At 40.8% G+C, this 15,563-nt stretch carries 23 protein-coding genes; 1 reads left to right on the top strand and 22 read right to left on the bottom strand.

The features are described 5' to 3' along the window. Positions 1-3 precede the first annotated feature (3 nt). Together BACHE_RS05460 and BACHE_RS05455 are read right to left on the bottom strand one after the other, a co-directional pair. Complete coding sequence (locus BACHE_RS05460; RefSeq protein WP_013546695.1) at positions 4-1,980, bottom strand: urocanate hydratase; 1,977 nt, start codon at positions 1,978-1,980, stop codon at positions 4-6. A gap of 160 nt (positions 1,981-2,140) precedes the next feature. Next, complete coding sequence (locus BACHE_RS05455; protein WP_013546694.1) at positions 2,141-2,767, bottom strand: DUF6563 family protein; 627 nt, start codon at positions 2,765-2,767, stop codon at positions 2,141-2,143. 392 nt (positions 2,768-3,159) lie between these two features. On the opposite strand from BACHE_RS05455, the gene BACHE_RS05450 reads away from it, so the two are divergent. Beyond that, complete coding sequence (locus BACHE_RS05450) at positions 3,160-5,007, top strand: MutS family DNA mismatch repair protein (RefSeq protein ID WP_013546693.1); 1,848 nt, start codon at positions 3,160-3,162, stop codon at positions 5,005-5,007. Between the two features lie 38 nt (positions 5,008-5,045). Here BACHE_RS05450 and BACHE_RS05445 read toward each other — a convergent pair whose 3' ends face one another. The 20 genes from BACHE_RS05445 to rplX all read right to left on the bottom strand — a co-directional run bounded on the left by BACHE_RS05445 (position 5,046) and on the right by rplX (position 15,563). Next, positions 5,046-5,585 carry a hypothetical protein gene (locus BACHE_RS05445; RefSeq protein ID WP_013546692.1) on the bottom strand — a complete coding sequence of 180 codons (540 nt, stop codon included), beginning with the start codon at positions 5,583-5,585 and terminating at the stop codon, positions 5,046-5,048. Positions 5,586-5,694: 109 nt separating this feature from the next. Next, positions 5,695-6,108, bottom strand: coding sequence for a hypothetical protein (locus tag BACHE_RS05440; RefSeq protein ID WP_013546691.1), 414 nt, complete (start codon positions 6,106-6,108; stop codon positions 5,695-5,697). A 141-nt stretch (positions 6,109-6,249) separates the two neighbouring features. Further along, complete coding sequence (gene rplQ, locus BACHE_RS05435) at positions 6,250-6,729, bottom strand: 50S ribosomal protein L17 (RefSeq protein WP_013546690.1); 480 nt, start codon at positions 6,727-6,729, stop codon at positions 6,250-6,252. Positions 6,730-6,732: 3 nt separating this feature from the next. Next, entirely contained in the window at positions 6,733-7,725 is a 993-nt protein-coding gene (locus BACHE_RS05430) for a DNA-directed RNA polymerase subunit alpha (protein WP_013546689.1), read from the bottom strand. A gap of 11 nt (positions 7,726-7,736) precedes the next feature. Next, positions 7,737-8,342 (bottom strand): 30S ribosomal protein S4, encoded by a 606-nt coding sequence (rpsD, locus tag BACHE_RS05425; RefSeq protein ID WP_005825685.1) that lies wholly within the window; start codon positions 8,340-8,342, stop codon positions 7,737-7,739. A 115-nt stretch (positions 8,343-8,457) separates the two neighbouring features. Next, the gene (gene rpsK, locus BACHE_RS05420) at positions 8,458-8,847 is read right to left on the bottom strand and encodes a 30S ribosomal protein S11 (RefSeq protein WP_002558049.1); all 390 of its coding nucleotides are present in this window, start codon (positions 8,845-8,847) and stop codon (positions 8,458-8,460) included. Positions 8,848-8,858: 11 nt separating this feature from the next. Further along, entirely contained in the window at positions 8,859-9,239 is a 381-nt protein-coding gene (gene rpsM / locus BACHE_RS05415) for a 30S ribosomal protein S13 (protein ID WP_013546687.1), read from the bottom strand. A gap of 34 nt (positions 9,240-9,273) precedes the next feature. Further along, entirely contained in the window at positions 9,274-9,390 is a 117-nt protein-coding gene (gene ykgO, locus BACHE_RS16900) for a type B 50S ribosomal protein L36 (RefSeq protein WP_002558051.1), read from the bottom strand. 9 nt (positions 9,391-9,399) lie between these two features. Next, positions 9,400-9,618, bottom strand: a complete 219-nt coding sequence (gene infA, locus BACHE_RS05410) for a translation initiation factor IF-1 (RefSeq protein WP_002558052.1) — start codon at positions 9,616-9,618, stop codon at positions 9,400-9,402. Between the two features lie 9 nt (positions 9,619-9,627). Continuing rightward, positions 9,628-10,428: a type I methionyl aminopeptidase gene (gene map / locus BACHE_RS05405; protein WP_013546686.1), complete on the bottom strand. Its 801-nt coding sequence runs from the start codon at positions 10,426-10,428 to the stop codon at positions 9,628-9,630. Positions 10,429-10,442: 14 nt separating this feature from the next. Further along, positions 10,443-11,786, bottom strand: a complete 1,344-nt coding sequence (gene secY / locus BACHE_RS05400) for a preprotein translocase subunit SecY (RefSeq protein WP_013546685.1) — start codon at positions 11,784-11,786, stop codon at positions 10,443-10,445. A 4-nt stretch (positions 11,787-11,790) separates the two neighbouring features. Further along, positions 11,791-12,237 carry a 50S ribosomal protein L15 gene (rplO, locus tag BACHE_RS05395; protein WP_013546684.1) on the bottom strand — a complete coding sequence of 149 codons (447 nt, stop codon included), beginning with the start codon at positions 12,235-12,237 and terminating at the stop codon, positions 11,791-11,793. Positions 12,238-12,267: 30 nt separating this feature from the next. Then, entirely contained in the window at positions 12,268-12,444 is a 177-nt protein-coding gene (gene rpmD, locus BACHE_RS05390) for a 50S ribosomal protein L30 (protein ID WP_004291222.1), read from the bottom strand. 11 nt (positions 12,445-12,455) lie between these two features. Then, complete coding sequence (rpsE, locus tag BACHE_RS05385; RefSeq protein ID WP_005656517.1) at positions 12,456-12,974, bottom strand: 30S ribosomal protein S5; 519 nt, start codon at positions 12,972-12,974, stop codon at positions 12,456-12,458. A 5-nt stretch (positions 12,975-12,979) separates the two neighbouring features. Next, positions 12,980-13,324 carry a 50S ribosomal protein L18 gene (rplR, locus tag BACHE_RS05380; protein WP_013546683.1) on the bottom strand — a complete coding sequence of 115 codons (345 nt, stop codon included), beginning with the start codon at positions 13,322-13,324 and terminating at the stop codon, positions 12,980-12,982. A 20-nt stretch (positions 13,325-13,344) separates the two neighbouring features. Further along, positions 13,345-13,914 (bottom strand): 50S ribosomal protein L6, encoded by a 570-nt coding sequence (rplF, locus tag BACHE_RS05375; protein WP_013546682.1) that lies wholly within the window; start codon positions 13,912-13,914, stop codon positions 13,345-13,347. Positions 13,915-13,930: 16 nt separating this feature from the next. After that, a complete protein-coding gene (gene rpsH, locus BACHE_RS05370) occupies positions 13,931-14,326 on the bottom strand; it encodes a 30S ribosomal protein S8 (RefSeq protein ID WP_004291226.1) in 396 nt (131 codons plus the stop codon). 53 nt (positions 14,327-14,379) lie between these two features. Next, positions 14,380-14,679, bottom strand: a complete 300-nt coding sequence (gene rpsN, locus BACHE_RS05365; RefSeq protein WP_013546681.1) for a 30S ribosomal protein S14 — start codon at positions 14,677-14,679, stop codon at positions 14,380-14,382. A 6-nt stretch (positions 14,680-14,685) separates the two neighbouring features. Further along, the gene (gene rplE / locus BACHE_RS05360) at positions 14,686-15,243 is read right to left on the bottom strand and encodes a 50S ribosomal protein L5 (RefSeq protein WP_013546680.1); all 558 of its coding nucleotides are present in this window, start codon (positions 15,241-15,243) and stop codon (positions 14,686-14,688) included. Then, positions 15,243-15,563: a 50S ribosomal protein L24 gene (rplX, locus tag BACHE_RS05355; RefSeq protein ID WP_013546679.1), complete on the bottom strand. Its 321-nt coding sequence runs from the start codon at positions 15,561-15,563 to the stop codon at positions 15,243-15,245. Before rplX ends, rplE begins: the two co-directional genes overlap by 1 nt.

Raw genomic sequence — 15,563 nt, 5'->3', positions numbered from 1 at the left:
TTATTATATATACTTATCAATCAATTCATCATCCGCTACGTATGGCAACGTAATATGGTATCCATCGGCATGAGTCTGGTTAAATTCTTCACTTGTCTCCATCGCATGCGGATTACGTGCCCACGAACGACGTGCCACACCTCCCATCACGTCCCACAACATGGCGGAACGCAATATCTCATCTACTCTTTCGGAGCCATCGCACACCATGCCGAAACCGCCGTTTATGGCTTTACCAATACCTACGCCACCACCATTGTGCAAAGCCACCAAGCTCATTCCTCGGGCGCAATTACCGGCAAAACATTGTACAGCCATATCCGCCATCACATTACTGCCATCTTTTATATTCGAAGTTTCGCGGAATGGAGAGTCCGTGCCGCTAACATCATGGTGATCGCGCCCCAACATGATAGGACCGACTTCACCTTTGCGCACCATCTCATTGAAACGAAGAGCAATATTCATACGTCCCTCGGCATCCTGATAAAGTATGCGTGCCTGAGTGCCGACTACAAGATTATTCTTTTCTGCATCGCGAATCCAGTTATAGTTATCCATATCTTGTCCGCGACGTGTAGGATCAATGCATTCCATAGCGGCACGGTCTGTTTTGACAAGATCTTCATGTTTCCCGCTCAGACATACCCAACGGAATGGACCATAGCCGTAATCAAAGAGTTCGGGCCCCATAATATCTTCCACGTAACTGGGAAATATAAAACCATTCTTATCGTCACCGTCCCGTGCAATCTCGCTGACACCGGCATCGAAAACAGCTTTCATAAAGGAATTGCCATAATCGAAGAAATAGGTTCCACAGTTCACCAATGTTTTGATAGCCTTGAAATGGCGTTCTAAAGAAACATCGACATAGCGACGAAACTCTAAGGGATTTTCGTGAAGCATACGGGTACGTTCTTCAAAAGTCAACCCCACAGGACAATAACCACCTTCGTATGTGGCATGGCAAGAAGTTTGATCGGAAAGTAAATCTATCTTTAAATGTTTCTGTACAGCATATTCCAACAGGTCTACAACATTTCCGTGATAGGCAATGGAAATAGGCTCCCGCTTGTTCATGGCATCTTGTGCCCATGCGAAAGCTTCTGAAATAGAGTCTGTGGCATGCCCCACCCATCCTTGGCTATGACGGGTTTCGATACGGGACGCATCTACTTCGGCAATGATAGCGGCGGCTCCCGACATTTCAGCAGCTTTGGGTTGTGCACCGCTCATACCTCCCAAACCGGAGGAGACAAACAGATGACCACGCAAATCGCCACCCTGTGGGATACCTAATTTCAGTCGCCCTGCATTCAACAAGGTATTGAATGTACCGTGCACAATACCCTGAGGCCCGATATACATCCAGCCACCGGCGGTCATTTGACCATAATTGGCTACACCCATTTGCATGGCGGTATGCCAATCTTTCTGATTATCATAGAGTCCTACCATGAGGGCATTAGTGATAATAACACGAGGTGCTTCGGGTTTCGATTTAAACAATCCCAAGGGATGCCCGCTCTCGATAACCAAGGTCTGATCCCGAGTCAACACTTCCAAATATTGTTTGATAAGCCGATACTGCATCCAGTTTTGGCACACTTGCCCCGTCTCACCGTAGGTAACCAATTCGTAGGGATAGAGGGCAATATCGAAACAAAGGTTATTGTCAATCATCACTTGGAAGGCTTTGCCTTCAATACAATTCCCCTTATATTCATCGATCGGCTTTGCTTTCAAATCACCCTGCGGACGATAACGGTAACCGTAAATTCGTCCACGGGTACGAAGTTCTTCCATAAATTCAGGAGCAAGAATCTCGTGCAAATCCTCAGGAATATAGCGCAATGCATTTTTCAGTGCCGTAGCCGTCTGCGAAAGGGTAAGGGTAAAGCCACGGTCCGGCGCTCGCCGGATGCCCTCAGCAAAGGAGGGGTAAGGAGGCAATGTGTTACTCAAAGTTATCTCCATAGCAATCAAATAAGGTTGGTTACAAATTGTAAGCAGATACAAGTTTATATCTGCCGCAATATAAAAATTAATCCCGATATTCACAATAGAATACCGGGATTTTTTATCATTTAGTCAAAAGAGTAAGAAAATTCAGTACATGAACGCTGTAGGTTGGAAATTATTTCAGTTGCCGCAGATATTTTCCGATAACCGTAGCCGACTCACTTGTCTCCTTTAAGAGTTTTTCCTGCAAAGCCGGCTCACCGTCCAGCAGCTCCTTCATCCTGTCCTTGCCTACAAATATTGATTTACCCGTTTCGGGATCAAGTTCGTAATACACTCTTGCATGCACCAACCCAGATGCGGCAATGGCATCTCCCACTTCACCGCCCAATTTAGTGGCATCGGCAGGCGCAGCAGTGCTGGTTGCCACTTGCCCCACAGGTTGAGCGCAATAATATATCTTTCCACGTACCCACATGGCCGGTGCATACCAACCTCCGAAACGGTAATGCTTATACCGCATCTTCCGGCAGTTGACATACAGTACCGTATCTATCTGCACGGCATAACAACGGGACTTCAAATACTTGCAAAGACCGGGATTTTCCTCCGCTTCAATACGATAGTCAGCTCCCCCCGTCAGGTAAATCTGATTCTTGGAACGCTTCTCCACCTTTAATGTGGTAACCGTATCTCCACTATTTTCCATCAACTCCTTCAAGCCGGAATACATAATCTGTTGGGCAAAGCTGGGCAAAGCAGACAGCAGCATCCAAACACCTAACAACCAAAACCTCTTCATTCTTTAATCTCCTCCATCTGAAACTTTATTTTCGTGAGCGAAAGGTACATTTTTTCTCGATATCCGGCAAACATACAACGAAAAAAATATATGATTCCATGATGATACCCCTAAATAGGTGAATGGAGACCTAACTACGTGTAAGTGCGTTCAGCCCATCCCCATGCCACAATACCTCCATACCCTTGATATAATTAATGGGCTTTTAGTAATAACAGAGGTTACGACTCTATTGTACACGGTTCAAGAATGAATACGGATAAAGCAGCAATACAGCATAAAATGATTGTCGCATTCGGCAAAAATATCTACCTTTATCCCCGTAAACACCTGAAATAAACCGTATGCAAACCTTAATTCTGCCGGTATGCATACAAATTAATCTATAGCCAATGAATACAATAACCGAAATAAGTGCCGTTTACCGCAGCATTGCCGAGGAGGCCAAACGAAAACTGAACAAAGTACAGCAACAGATTTATCGCATCGGCACTCTGCGGTTGCTATTGTTTGCCGCCGGAGTGACAGGAATCATTTACTTCCAGTCAGAGAGCTGGGAAATACCGGTAGCCATCGCAATCGTAACTCTGTTGCCGTTCACACTCTTGATAAAGTACCACAACCGGCTGTTCTACAGGAAGGATTACCTGGAAAAAGAAATAGAAGTCAACGAACAAGAACTTGCCGCATTGTATTATGACATCTCTGCCTTCGACAACGGAGAAGAATTTGTCGATCCTGCACATCTTTATTCCTACGACTTGGATGTATTTGGTCCCCACTCTTTGTTTCAGTATATCAACCGGACGTGCACACAGCCGGGAAAGCACCGTTTGGCAGAGTGGCTGAACAAGCATCTCGAGGAGCAAGAGAAAATCCGGAAACGTCAGGAGGCCATTCGCGAACTGGCTCCGGAATTGAAATTCCGCCAACGCTTCCGCATTCTCGGACTGCTGCACAAAGGAAAAGCAGCGGATGAAGCGGAACTAAAGGAATGGGCGGCAAGCCCTGCCGTCTTTAGAACAAAAAAATTACTGCGTGCCTTACCGGCATCAGTCACCGGCACTAATCTGATATGCCTTATGTTGGTAATCACCGGCATACTGCCCGCAACCATATATGGCATCATTTGGTCATGCTTTGTAGCTGCCGGATTCAGCTTTACAGGGCAGATCACTAAGGCACAAGCCATTTACGGGAAAAAGCTGCAAATCCTCGCCACCTATGCCGTGTTACTCCGCCTTATAGAAGAACAACCCATGCAAGCATCCCTGCTAAAGGAGATTAAAGAGAAAATAGGAGGTGAGAAGAGAAAAGCGTCCCGTGCTATCCATCGGTTGAGCAAGCTCATGGACGAACTTGACCAACGCAACAATATATTCATGTATGTCATCCTCAACGGTCTGTTCTTTTGGGAGCTTCGTCAAATCATGCGTATCGAGGTATGGAAAGAGCAATATGCCTCAGACCTGACCCGCTGGCTGAGTGCCATCGGACAGACAGATGCTCTTAATTCACTGGCCACGTTTGCCTATAACCACCCGGAATATGTATATCCCACCATTCTCGGCAACACAAACGAATCCCCTATTAACAAAAAAGGCATCGCTCCCTTCAAGTTTTGTGCCAAGTCTTTGGGACATCCGTTGATGAACCGCGAATACTGCGTCCACAATGACATCGAAATGGAACAACGGCCTTTCTTCATCATCATCACTGGAGCCAACATGGCTGGAAAAAGCACTTATCTACGCACTGTGGGTATCAACTATCTCCTTGCTTGCATCGGCACACCCGTCTGTGCCCGCCAAATGGAATTCCATCCTACCCGACTGATTACAAGCCTGCGTACTTCCGACTCCCTAAACGACAACGAATCTTACTTCTTTGCCGAACTCAAACGCCTGAAGCTTATCATCGACAAATTGCAATCGGGTGAAGAACTATTCATCATTCTCGATGAAATCCTGAAAGGGACCAATTCTATGGACAAACAAAAAGGTTCTTTTGCTCTCATCAAGCAATTCATGGCATTGCAAGCCAACGGTATCATCGCCACTCACGACTTGCTTCTGGGAACTCTTATCAACCTATTCCCCGAAAATATCCGCAATCATTGCTTCGAGGCAGACATCACAAACAACGAGCTGGCATTCTCGTACCGCCTGCGACAAGGCATCGCACAAAATATGAATGCCTGCTTCCTAATGAAAAAAATGGGAATTGCCGTTGCCGACTAATTCCCATCTATAATTCAGGTATGAGTTTACCTAAAAGGTCATGCCGTTTTGCATTTCAACAGAAAAGCTGACACTGCGGCGGCATCTCCCCCCGTAAAATAGCATACGGAAGTCACCGGAGTATAAGTATAGGGAACAAACTGGAACAACTGTACCGCTGCAAATTTGTTATCCAGTGAGAGCATGACATCCATACGCACATTTCCGCTGGTATCACTCTTTATATCAGACTCACCGTCCAACTGCTTATGTTCAAGCATTTCCGTCAACCTATCCATATGTTTCAGGTCAAAATAAATACTACGCTCCTTCGCCACGCTTCCCGTGGGTAAATAAACAATCTCCTTCGACCTCCAAAACAAACGGAACACCCCAAATAAGATCAATGCCGTCCCAACTACCATAAGAGTCATACTGACAGTGGAAGCCTTATCGTTCATTTCGAAAAGTAATGCAAAAAGAAGAATGCCTGCCACCAGCATAATAACCGAGAAAATAAGCCCGGACATACTGGTCCGTTTTGCAATTTCAGGATGTGTGGATGAAAAAAGAGTTGCGTTAATAGTTTGAGTTGCCATAATTATAACTGTTTTAATGAATTTATTTTTTTAGTAGAAGCATACAGTTTTTCCTTGCACACATCGCCTGACACATGCAAGAAACGTAGAAAATGAATTCATTAAAATTCTAAATGATAATTCGCCTTAACGTGAAAATATAGTATTCACATACAGGTTGACAACGATAGTGAGGTGTAACATCATATAGCTTCTCACGGTGCAGAGACAGGACAGCCTCTCGCTGAGCCAGCTTATCAATCCAGTCTTTTACAGACAAAATATATTCTGTCGTAATATAGCGTTGCAGCCGAGAAAAGGTCAAGAACTGTGACTGCCCTGACATACCGGACAATTCGGCGTCAGGCAAATATGGCAACTGAGGAAGCGAGATAGTGGTACTCTCCTGATAATATACGGTAAGTTCATTACCGGACATCTGCATTCCTACATCTGCCTTTCTGTGAGCAAATGCATTACTTGCAGTCTGCCAGAAAGCTAATGCAAGTATCAGGAACCCTATAAATCTTAAAAATTTGGCCATATCTATCCGCAAATATAACAGTTTTCTCAATAGGATTATTTATCCCACATATCTTTTAATGTTTGTTCAGTAATCTATTAAAAACAGAAAAGCCATCCCGAACCCGGAACGGCTTTCTATAATATAGAAAGAATAGTTGAACTATTCAGCTTTAACTTCTTCAGCAACCGGAGCTTCAGCAACCGATGCAGTTTCATTTGCACTTTTCTTTGAACGACGGGTGCGGGTAGCTTTCTTGGCAACTTTCTCCTTAGCCATGTTCTCATTGTAGTCAACGAGTTCAATGAAGCACATTTCTGCATTATCACCCAAACGGTTACCTGTTTTGATAATACGAGTATAACCACCCGGACGATCAGCAATCTTCACAGAGATTTCCTTAAACAGTTCAGTCACTGCATACTTATCTTGCAAATTGCTAAATACAACACGACGAGAGTTTGTCGTATCATCTTTAGCTTTAGTTATCAAAGGCTCAACGAATTTCTTCAATGCTTTAGCCTTTGCAACAGTCGTAGTGATTCTTTTGTGCTTAATCAAAGAACACGCCATATTAGACAGCATAGCGCTTCTATGAGAGGCAGTACGACCCAAATGGTTGAATTTTTTATTATGTCTCATTTTTTATTCTTTATCTAATTTGTATTTAGAAATATCGGTTCCAAACGACAGATTCAGACTTTCCAGCAAATCATCAAGCTCGGTAAGCGATTTCTTTCCGAAATTTCTGAATTTCAGCAAATCGGTTTTATTGAATTGTACCAAGTCGCCGAGTGTCTCTACATCTGCTGCCTTCAAACAGTTGAGGGCACGGACAGAAAGATCCATATCAACGAGCTTAGTTTTTAACAACTGACGCATATGCAAAACTTCTTCATCAAATTCCTCGTTACCGTCAACATCGTTGCTTTCCAGTGTAATCTTCTCATCAGAGAAGAGCATGAAGTGATAAATCAGAATTTTTGCAGCTTCTTTCAGAGCTTCTTTCGGATGTATAGAACCATCGGTAGTAATCTCAAGAACCAGCTTCTCGTAGTCAGTCTTCTGCTCTACACGGAAGTTTTCTACCTGATACTTCACATTACGTATCGGAGTATAAATAGAATCAATAGGAATTACGTTCACATCGGTGCAATATTCGCGGTTCTCGTCAGCAGGAACATAACCACGACCTTTGTTAATCGCAATATCTATCTGCATAGTTGATTTTGAGTCTAAATGACAAATAACTAATTCAGGATTTAACACTTCAAATCCAGTCAGATACTTACCTATGTCACCTGCTTTAAATTCACTTGAATTCTCGATTGTAATACTTACTTTTTCGCTCTCGAATTCCTCAACTACTTGCTTGAATCTCACCTGTTTCAGATTCAAGATAATGTTAGTAACATCCTCTTTAACTCCCGGAACACTGGAAAATTCGTGCTCAACACCTTCTATTTTAATAGTAGTGATGGCAAAACCTTCCAATGAAGAAAGCAGAATGCGGCGCAATGCATTACCCACGGTAATACCGAAACCGGGCTCCAACGGACGAAATTCGAATTTACCGAATCTTGAGTCCGCTTCCAACATTAATACTTTATCAGGTTTTTGAAATGCTAATATCGCCATGAAATTAATTATTATTTAGAATACAATTCTACAATCAAATGCTCTTTAATGTTTTCAGGAATGTCTGCTCTTTCAGGTACATGCAGCAATTTACCAACCTTAGAGTTATCATCCCATTCCAACCAAGGATACTTGCTGTGATTAAAGCCAGCCAATGAATTAGCAATAACTTCCAAAGATTTAGATCTTTCACGAACGCCAATCACCTGTCCCGGCTTTACAGCATATGAAGGAATATTCACTACCTCACCATCCACAGTAATATGTTTGTGGCTCACCAACTGACGAGCAGCCGCACGAGTAGGAGCAATTCCCAAACGGAATACAATGTTATCAAGACGACCTTCAAGCAACTGAAGAAGAATCTCACCAGTAATACCCTTAGCTGTTTCTGCCTTCTCAAACAAGTTGCGGAATTGTTTTTCTAAGACTCCATAGGTGTATTTGGCCTTCTGTTTCTCACGAAGTTGAACACCATATTCTGAAGTTTTTCTTTTTCTTGAATTACCATGCTGTCCAGGAGGATAATTCTTCTTTGACAATACTTTGTCTGCTCCAAAGATACCTTCACCGAATTTACGGGCTATTCTTGATTTTGGTCCAGTATATCTAGCCATTTCTTTTAAATATTTAATTGTTTATTCATGAACTCAATTTGTTGCAGCCGCGATTGCAGAGAAGAAGTACAATCCAATAACAAAATCAAGTATCACTTTTATTAAAGGTAATTTTTTAAACTCTACGTCTTTTCGGAGGACGACAACCATTATGTGGGAGGGGAGTTACATCAATGATTTCAGTAACTTCAATACCAGCACCATGGATAGTTCTAATAGCAGACTCACGTCCATTACCTGGACCTTTCACATATGCTTTTACCTTTCTCAGACCAAGATCGTATGCTATCTTAGCACAATCTTGTGCAGCCATCTGTGCTGCATAAGGAGTGTTCTTCTTAGAACCTCTAAATCCCATCTTTCCGGCAGAAGACCAAGAAATAATCTGACCTTCACTATTTGCCAGAGAAACAATAATGTTGTTGAAAGATGAATGAACATGCAACTGTCCATTAGCATCTACCTTTACATTTCTCTTTTTTGCTGCAACTGTTTTTTTTGCCATATCAACAATTATTATTTAGTAGCTTTTTTCTTATTAGCAACGGTTTTCTTTCTACCCTTACGAGTACGAGCATTATTCTTCGTGCTCTGTCCTCTTACAGGAAGACCGATACGGTGACGTACACCACGGTAACAACCGATATCCATCAAACGCTTAATGTTCAATTGAATTTCAGAGCGAAGATCACCTTCAACTTTATACTCTGCACCAATGATCTCACGAATCTTGGCAGCCTGATCATCCGTCCAGTCTTTTACTTTCAGGTCCTTGTCAACACCTGCTTTATCCAAAATCTTTGCTGAACTACTACGACCTATTCCATATACATAGGTCAACGCAACTTCACCTCTCTTGTTTTGAGGCAAATCGACACCAACTATTCTTATAGCCATATACTAAATTATTTTTTTTGCAAAAATAATAATATTATCCTTGACGTTGTTTATACTTAGGATTTTTCTTGTTAATAACATACAAACGGCCATTACGTCTAACGATTTTACACTCTGGCGTACGTTTCTTTAAGGATGCTCTTACTTTCATATCTTAATTTTATTTATATCTAAATACAATTCTTCCTTTCGATAAATCGTAAGGAGACATTTCAACTCTTACTTTATCACCCGGCAGGATTTTGATGTAGTGCATCCGCATCTTACCGGAAATATGTGCAGTAATCTCATGTCCGTTTTCTAATTCAACACGAAACATTGCATTAGACAATGCTTCAACTATAACTCCATCTTGTTCTATTGCAGATTGCTTTGCCATATTAACTTCTTAAATTGCTTTATCTCCTAATACTTCTTCAATGAATTTGAATGATGACAATATATCAGCTTCACCACTTCCAACTGCTATGGTATGTTCAAAATGAGCAGCGCATTTACAGTCTTTAGTTCTAACCGTCCAGCCATCACGTTCCATTACTATTTGCCGATTACCTAAAGTAATCATTGGCTCAATTGCGATACACAAACCTTTTTTTAACATCGTTCCATAACCACGCTTACCGTAGTTGGGAACTTGAGGATCTTCATGCATCTCCTTGCCAATACCATGACCGACAAACTCACGCACTACACCATAAGAATTAGACTCACAATGTTGCTGTATAGCATATCCTATATCACCCAACCTCTTACCTTGGACAGCATTCTGTATTCCTATATATAGCGCTTCCTTAGTAACTTTCAGTAATTTGCGAACTTCTTCATCAACTTCACCTACACTAAACGTATAAGCAGAATCACCACAAAAGCCATTCAGATAAGTACCACAATCAACAGAAACAATATCACCTTCTTTCAGTACTATACTTTCTCTCGGAATTCCATGTACTACCTGTTCGTTAACAGATGTACAGATAGAAGCTGGAAATGGATCACCATATTGATTTGGAAAACCTTTAAATGTTGGAACAGCTCCATTATCTCTAATAAACTCTTCCGCAACCTTATCCAGCTCTTTTGTTGTTACTCCGGGCTTAATAACTTTAGCTATCTCAGCCAACGTTTTCCCCACAAGCAAATTACTCTTACGGAGCAGCTCTATCTCATCTTCAGTTTTAAGAAATATCATTCTTCAAAATAAGATTAATACGCAGCCACTGTACCGCTACGCCCCTTAATACGTCCAGATTTCAGCAAACCGTCATAGTGTCTCATCAACAAATGACTTTCAACCTGCTGGAGAGTATCAAGAACCACACCTACAAGAATTAACAAAGATGTACCACCGAAGAATTGGGCAAACTCAGCTTTCACACCGAATATACCGGCAAATGCAGGCATAATAGCAACCAAAGCCAAAAAGAAAGAACCCGGCAAAGTGATACGTGACATAATTACATCAATATACTCTGCTGTTTGCTTTCCCGGTTTGATGCCCGGAATGAAACCATTATTTCTCTTCATATCCTCAGCCATCTGAGTCGGGTTAATGGTAATTGCAGTATAGAAATACGTAAACAATATAATCAATACCGCAAAAATCAAATTATACCAAAAGCTTGTATGATCAGTTAATGCATGTATGAAACCGCTCGCATTATTTACATTTGAAAATCCCACGAGAGTAATAGGAATGAACATGATTGCCTGAGCAAAAATAATAGGCATCACGTTAGCTGCATTTACTTTCAAAGGAATGTACTGTCTTGCACCGCCATATTGTTTATTACCAACAATCTTCTTTGCATATTGAACAGGAATCTTTCTCGTGCCTTGCACCAACAGAATAGCAAACGCAATGACAACTAACAAGACTACAAGTTCAATCAAAAACATCACCAAACCACCAGTCTTATCAGTCACACGAGAAATCAACTCCTGAAACAAAGATTGAGGTAAACGTGCAATAATACCTACCATGATAATCAAAGAGATACCATTACCAATTCCCTTGTCTGTAATTCTCTCACCAAGCCACAAAATAAACATACTTCCAGCCGCCAATATAATGGTAGAAGTAAGCATAAACAGAGTCCAATCTAATGAAGCATTTAAGGAAGGACCAGCCTGCATTTTAAGATTGAGCAAATAAGAAGGAGCTTGAACCAACAAAATAATAATCGTCAAATAACGAGTATACTGGTTCATTTTTCTTCTACCGCTCTCACCTTCACGTTGCAATTTCTGGAAATACGGTACCGCAATACCTAGCAACTGAATCACAATGGAAGCGGAGATATAAGGCATAATACCTAATGCAAAAATAGATGCATTAGAGAATGCTCCTCCAGAAAACATGTTTAACAAGGCTAAAAGACCCTCGCTTGTTTGTTGATGCAATTGTGTCAACATTGCCGGATTAATACCCGGCAATACAACATACGAACCGAAACGGTAAATTGCCACAAACAATATGGTAATGAGGATCCGTTGTCTCAGATCCTCAATTTTCCATATATTCTTTAATGTTTCAATAGCTTTTCTCATCGAATTAGAGTTTTACTACTTGTCCACCAGCAGCTTCGATGGCAGCAACAGCAGTCTTAGAAAATGCATGTGCTTGTACATCCAACTTAGCAGTCAAAGTTCCGTTACCTAATACTTTTACCAACTGGCTTGCAGAAATGAAACCGGCAGTGATGAAGTCATTGATACCTACAGTTTGCAAATTCTTATCTTCGGCCAGTTTCTGAATTGTATCCAAGTTGATGGCCTTATACTCTACGCGATTGATATTTTTAAAGCCAAACTTAGGAACACGACGTTGAAGAGGCATCTGACCACCTTCAAAACCGATTTTCTTAGAGTATCCAGATCTTGATTTAGCTCCTTTATGACCTCTGGTAGAAGTACCTCCCAAGCCAGAACCCGGACCACGTCCGATTCTCTTTCTTGTTTTAGTAGATCCCTCTGCAGGTTTTAAATTACTTAAGTTCATATTGTAATTCGTTTTATATTCAACAAATAATTACTTAACAATGGTAACCAAGTGTTTAACCTTATCCACCATTCCAAGAATTGAAGGAGTACATTCGTGTTCAACCACACGATTCAACTTATGAAGTCCCAGTGCATCGAGAGTTCTCTTTTGATCAGCAGGAGCACCAATTCTACTTTTAACTTGTTTAATCTTTATAGTCGACATATTCTTCCTCCTTATCCTCTAAATACTTTTTCCATACTAACTCCTCTGTTTTGAGCAACCATACGAGCATCGCGCATTTCACTTAATGCCAAGATAGTAGCTTTCACCAAGTTGTGCGGGTTGGAAGAACCTTTTGACTTAGCCAAAACATCTGTTACACCAACGCTTTCAAGCACTGCGCGCATTGCTCCACCTGCTACAACACCAGTACCGTGAGAGGCAGGTTTAATGAATACTTCAGCACCACCGAACTTAGCAGACTGTTCGTGAGGAACCGTACCTTTCAGTACAGGTACTTTAGTCAGGTTCTTCTTTGCAGATTCAACACCCTTAGCAATAGCGGCAGTTACTTCGCCAGCTTTGCCAAGCCCCCAACCGATAATACCTTCTTCATTTCCTACTACCACAATAGCAGAGAAACTAAAAGTCCTACCACCCTTGGTTACTTTGGTTACACGATTAATAGCAACTAATCTATCTTTCAGCTCTATATCGTTTGTAATCTTAACTCTATTATTAAGTCCTGCCATAATGATTAAAATTTAAGTCCACCGTTACGAGCAGCATCAGCTACTTCTTTTACTCTCCCATGATACAAGTAACCATTACGGTCGAAAACAACAGTAGTAATACCTGCTTCCTGAGCTTTTTTTGCAATCAGTTCACCCACTTTAGCTGCTTGCTCTTTCTTAGGCATTTTTTCAGCCATACCCAATGAAGAAGCAGCAGCCAAGGTCTTACCGGACAAATCATCGATAATTTGAACATAAATTTGCTTATTGCTTCTAAATACACTCATACGCGGGCATTCAGTAGAACCTGAAATTTTATTGCGTACTCTATATTTGATTTTAATTCGTCTTTCTATTTTTGTTGTCATAATACTATCAATTTAAATAATTATTTAGCACCAGCTGATTTACCAGACTTTCTACGAATTTCTTCGCCAACAAACTTAATACCCTTACCCTTATACGGTTCAGGCTTACGGAAAGAACGTATTTTAGAGCAAATTTGACCAAGTAATTGCTTATCACAAGATTCTAAAATGATAAGAGGATTTTTATTTCTTTCAGACTTAGTCTCAACCTTCACTTCAGGAGGTAACTGTATAAAGATATTATGAGTATAACCTAAAGCCAATTCAATGATATTACCTTGGTTAGAAGCACGATAACCGACACCAACAAGCTCCAACTCTTTTTTATATCCTTCAGATACACCAATAACCATATTATGTACCAATGAACGATATAAACCATGGAATGCATGCTTCTGCTTTGGATTATCTTGCATTGCATTTTCATTCTCAGACAGAACAATATGACCTTCTTCGATGGCAACATTGATAGCAGGATTTACATATTGACTCAATTCGCCTTTGGGTCCCTTAACGGTAACCACATCATCCTTTAGAGTAACTGTTACTCCGGCGGGAACACTAATGGGTAATTTTCCTATTCTAGACATTGCTATTTCCTCCTAATTAATATACATAACACAAAACTTCACCACCAATCTTCAGTTCAGCAGCTTCTTTGTTAGTCATTACACCTTTGGAAGTAGATATTATAGCAATACCCAAACCATTAATAACACGCGGCATGTCTTTATAACCAGTATATTGACGTAAACCTGGAGAAGAAATTCTCTCTAGTTTCTTGATAGCGTTAACCTTGTTAACTGGATCATACTTCAAAGCAACCTTAATTGTGCCTTGGGGACCATCTTCTACAAACTTATAATTAAGAATGTAGCCTTTTTCAAAAAGAATCTTAGTGATTTCTTTTTTCAAATTTGAAGCCGGAACTTCCACAACTCTGTGCTTTGCTTGAATAGCGTTCCGCAACCTCGTCAAATAATCTGCTATTGGATCAGTCATATAAAATAAATTAAATTAATCAGGCCTTCCCTGACAATATTTAAAAAACAAAATTACCAGCTTGCTTTTTTTACACCGGGAATAAGACCATTAGAGGCCATTTCACGGAACTGAATTCTAGAAACGCCAAATTGACGAATATATCCCTTCGGACGTCCCGTCAGCTTGCAACGATTGTGCATGCGAATCGGATTAGAATTCTTAGGCAGTTTTTGAAGTTTCTGTGCTGCTTCAAAAGCATCAGCAGGATCACCTATTCTAATGATTTCTTTTAATGCAGCTCTCTTCCCGGCATATTTGGCTACTAATTTAGCACGTTTTACTTCACGTGCTTTCATTGATTCTTTTGCCATAATTTATCAATCTTTTTTAGCATTCTTAAACGGTAAACCGAATTCTTTCAACAAGGCATAACCTTCTTCATCTGTTTGTGCAGAAGTTACAAAGGTAATATTCATTCCGAGAATTCTGGTAATACTATCGATATTAATTTCAGGGAAAATGATTTGTTCCTGAATACCAAGGGTATAATTACCCTTACCATCGAACTTACTTTCAATGCCTTTGAAGTCACGAATACGAGGAAGAGCAACACGAACTAATTTTTCAAGGAATTCATACATTCTCTCACGACGCAAAGTCACCATAACACCAATCGGCATTTTTTTACGCAACTTAAAGTTTGCAATATCTTTACGAGAAATGGTCGCCACCGCTTTTTGACCCGTGATAGCAGTCATTTCATTAATTGCCACTTCGATAATCTTCTTGTCAGCAACGGCCATACCTAATCCCTGATTGATAACAATCTTCTTAAGTACGGGTATCTGCATCGAAGAAGAATACTGGAACTGTGATTTCAATGCAGGCGCAATGCGCTCTGCATATTCTTTCTTAAGGCTAGCAGTATTACTCATTACTTAATCTCCTCTCCTGTTTTTTTAGAATAACGCACTAAAGTGCCATCGGCACTTACTTTTCTACCAACACGCGTTGCTTTGCCAGTTTTTGGATCAACCGGATTCAAGTTTGACAAATGGATAGAAGCTTCTTGCTTCACGATACCACCTTGCGGGTTCTTTGCATTAGGTTTTGTGCTCTTAGACACCATGTTGATACCTTCAATAATTGCACGGTTTTTATCAACAAGAACCTTCAACACACGACCGGTCTTACCTTTGTCTTCACCAGCATTTACGTAAACTGTATCGCCTTTTTTAATATGTAATTTACTCAT

Source organism: Bacteroides helcogenes P 36-108, from assembly GCF_000186225.1.
GTDB lineage: Bacteria > Bacteroidota > Bacteroidia > Bacteroidales > Bacteroidaceae > Bacteroides > Bacteroides helcogenes.
Note: the sequence above shows the minus strand (reverse complement) of the source record. Positions and strands in the feature narration are given on the sequence as shown.

Excerpts from the sequence above, each read along its gene's own strand:
- BACHE_RS05460 (WP_013546695.1), bottom strand. The coding sequence starts at position 1,980 with ATGGAGATAACTTTGAGTAACACATTGCCTCCTTACCCCTCCTTTGCT.
- BACHE_RS05455 (WP_013546694.1), bottom strand. The coding sequence starts at position 2,767 with ATGAAGAGGTTTTGGTTGTTAGGTGTTTGGATGCTGCTGTCTGCTTTG.
- BACHE_RS05450 (WP_013546693.1), top strand. The coding sequence starts at position 3,160 with ATGAATACAATAACCGAAATAAGTGCCGTTTACCGCAGCATTGCCGAG.
- BACHE_RS05445 (WP_013546692.1), bottom strand. The coding sequence starts at position 5,585 with ATGGCAACTCAAACTATTAACGCAACTCTTTTTTCATCCACACATCCT.
- BACHE_RS05440 (WP_013546691.1), bottom strand. The coding sequence starts at position 6,108 with ATGGCCAAATTTTTAAGATTTATAGGGTTCCTGATACTTGCATTAGCT.
- rplQ (WP_013546690.1), bottom strand. The coding sequence starts at position 6,729 with ATGAGACATAATAAAAAATTCAACCATTTGGGTCGTACTGCCTCTCAT.
- BACHE_RS05430 (WP_013546689.1), bottom strand. The coding sequence starts at position 7,725 with ATGGCGATATTAGCATTTCAAAAACCTGATAAAGTATTAATGTTGGAA.
- rpsD (WP_005825685.1), bottom strand. The coding sequence starts at position 8,342 with ATGGCTAGATATACTGGACCAAAATCAAGAATAGCCCGTAAATTCGGT.
- rpsK (WP_002558049.1), bottom strand. The coding sequence starts at position 8,847 with ATGGCAAAAAAAACAGTTGCAGCAAAAAAGAGAAATGTAAAGGTAGAT.
- rpsM (WP_013546687.1), bottom strand. The coding sequence starts at position 9,239 with ATGGCTATAAGAATAGTTGGTGTCGATTTGCCTCAAAACAAGAGAGGT.
- ykgO (WP_002558051.1), bottom strand. The coding sequence starts at position 9,390 with ATGAAAGTAAGAGCATCCTTAAAGAAACGTACGCCAGAGTGTAAAATC.
- infA (WP_002558052.1), bottom strand. The coding sequence starts at position 9,618 with ATGGCAAAGCAATCTGCAATAGAACAAGATGGAGTTATAGTTGAAGCA.
- map (WP_013546686.1), bottom strand. The coding sequence starts at position 10,428 with ATGATATTTCTTAAAACTGAAGATGAGATAGAGCTGCTCCGTAAGAGT.
- secY (WP_013546685.1), bottom strand. The coding sequence starts at position 11,786 with ATGAGAAAAGCTATTGAAACATTAAAGAATATATGGAAAATTGAGGAT.
- rplO (WP_013546684.1), bottom strand. The coding sequence starts at position 12,237 with ATGAACTTAAGTAATTTAAAACCTGCAGAGGGATCTACTAAAACAAGA.
- rpmD (WP_004291222.1), bottom strand. The coding sequence starts at position 12,444 with ATGTCGACTATAAAGATTAAACAAGTTAAAAGTAGAATTGGTGCTCCT.
- rpsE (WP_005656517.1), bottom strand. The coding sequence starts at position 12,974 with ATGGCAGGACTTAATAATAGAGTTAAGATTACAAACGATATAGAGCTG.
- rplR (WP_013546683.1), bottom strand. The coding sequence starts at position 13,324 with ATGACAACAAAAATAGAAAGACGAATTAAAATCAAATATAGAGTACGC.
- rplF (WP_013546682.1), bottom strand. The coding sequence starts at position 13,914 with ATGTCTAGAATAGGAAAATTACCCATTAGTGTTCCCGCCGGAGTAACA.
- rpsH (WP_004291226.1), bottom strand. The coding sequence starts at position 14,326 with ATGACTGATCCAATAGCAGATTATTTGACGAGGTTGCGGAACGCTATT.
- rpsN (WP_013546681.1), bottom strand. The coding sequence starts at position 14,679 with ATGGCAAAAGAATCAATGAAAGCACGTGAAGTAAAACGTGCTAAATTA.
- rplE (WP_013546680.1), bottom strand. The coding sequence starts at position 15,243 with ATGAGTAATACTGCTAGCCTTAAGAAAGAATATGCAGAGCGCATTGCG.
- rplX (WP_013546679.1), bottom strand. The coding sequence starts at position 15,563 with ATGAGTAAATTACATATTAAAAAAGGCGATACAGTTTACGTAAATGCT.